Raw genomic sequence first — 1,576 nt, 5'->3', positions numbered from 1 at the left:
CCGCGCGGCCCTGCGCTACCTGGTCCCAGCCTATGTCGGCTTCGCGATCGTCCTGGTCGCGACCCACCTAATCTACGGCAACACGCTAACTAACCCGGCCTATTTTAACTCGCTGCTGGTGCTCTCCTCCTTCCTGGCGATCCTGGCCTTGGGCCAGGGCACGGCGATCCTGACCGGCGGGCTGGACCTGTCCCTGCCGTGGCTGATCGGCCTGATCGGCATCGTCACCGCCGACCTGATCAGCGGCTCGGACTCGGCCGCCCTTTGGGTGATCCCGTTCGGCCTGCTGCTCGGCACGCTGCTGGGTATCGCGAACGGTGCCGGCATTGTGTTCCTGGGCCTGCCGCCGATCGTGATGACCATCGCGATGAACGGCATCCTCCAGGGTGCCGCCCTGGTCTACAGCGACGGCACGCCCGCGGGCTTCGCCTCGCCCACGCAACGCTGGCTGATGACCGGCAGCTTTTTGGGTGTCACCCCGGTGACCTGGCTCCTCCTGCTGTTCGTGGCAGCGGCCCTCCTGCTGCTCGGCCGCACGCCGTTTGGCCGGCGCGTCTATGCGGTGGGCAACAGCCCGCTGGTGGCGCGCCTGTCCGGCGTGGGCGTAGGCGGCACGCTGATCGGCACCTATGCGCTGTCCGGCTTCTGCGCCGCATTGGTGGGCATCCTCCTGTCCGGCTTCTCCGGCCAGGCCAGCCTCGGCATGGGCGACGAGTATCTGCTGCCCTCGATCGCGGCGGTGGTGGTGGGCGGCACGCTGATCACCGGCGGGCGCGGCCATTATCTGGGCATGCTGGGCGGCGTGCTGCTGCTCACCGCCCTTGCCACCCTCCTGGCAGGCACGACCCTGCCGAGCGCGGTGCGTGATATCATCCTGGGCGTCGTGGTGCTGGCCGCCGTGCTGGCCCTGCGCGACCGCAATCCCTGAAAACGGAGCTCATGGCCATGGCGGAACTTCTGGCAACGGGGCAGCGGGTCCTGGTCACCGCGGGCGCTGCTGGGATCGGCCGGGCGATCGTCGACGAGCTGGTCGCGGCCGGTGCGCGGGTGCTGGCCAGCGATGTCGACGCGGCGGCTCTGGCTGCCCTGAAGCAAGCGCAGCCGGACGTCCTGACCTTCCAGGCCGACGTCGCCAACGAGGCGGCGGTCGACCGATTGTTCCAGGAGGTGCAGGCGCGGTTGGGCGGCCTGGACGTGCTGGTGAACAATGCCGGGATCGCCGGCCCCACCGGGGCGATTGAGGAGTTGTCGCTGGCCGACTGGCGCCGCTGCATCGATGTCGACCTGACCGGCCAGTTCCTGTGCGCCAGACGGGCCGTGCCCATGCTCAAGGCTGCCGGCGGCGGAGTCATGATCAACATGAGCTCGGCGGCCGGACGGTTCGGCTATGCCTTCCGCACGCCCTATGCCGCCGCCAAGTGGGGCGTGATCGGCCTGACCCAGAGCCTCGCCAAGGAGCTGGGGCCCGCGAACATCACGGTGAATGCCATCCTGCCGGGCATCGTGGCCGGCCCGCGCATGACCGGCGTCATCGATGCCCGTGCGAAACAGGTGGGCGTACCTTACGAGGAGATGG

Annotated in this window: 2 protein-coding genes; both read left to right on the top strand. The window is 69.2% G+C overall.

The features are described from left to right. A partial coding sequence (locus tag EQG76_RS19050) for an ABC transporter permease (RefSeq protein WP_200840936.1) occupies positions 1-928 on the top strand: 928 nt, incomplete at its 5' end. A gap of 11 nt (positions 929-939) precedes the next feature. Next, positions 940-1,576 (top strand): SDR family oxidoreductase (locus tag EQG76_RS19045; RefSeq protein ID WP_159715947.1); only part of this gene is annotated, 637 nt, incomplete at its 3' end.

This window comes from Geminicoccus flavidas, from assembly GCF_009806515.1.
Lineage (GTDB): Bacteria > Pseudomonadota > Alphaproteobacteria > Geminicoccales > Geminicoccaceae > Geminicoccus > Geminicoccus flavidus.
The sequence above is the reverse complement of the archived record's forward strand: the minus strand, read 5'-3'. Positions and strand labels throughout refer to the sequence as shown.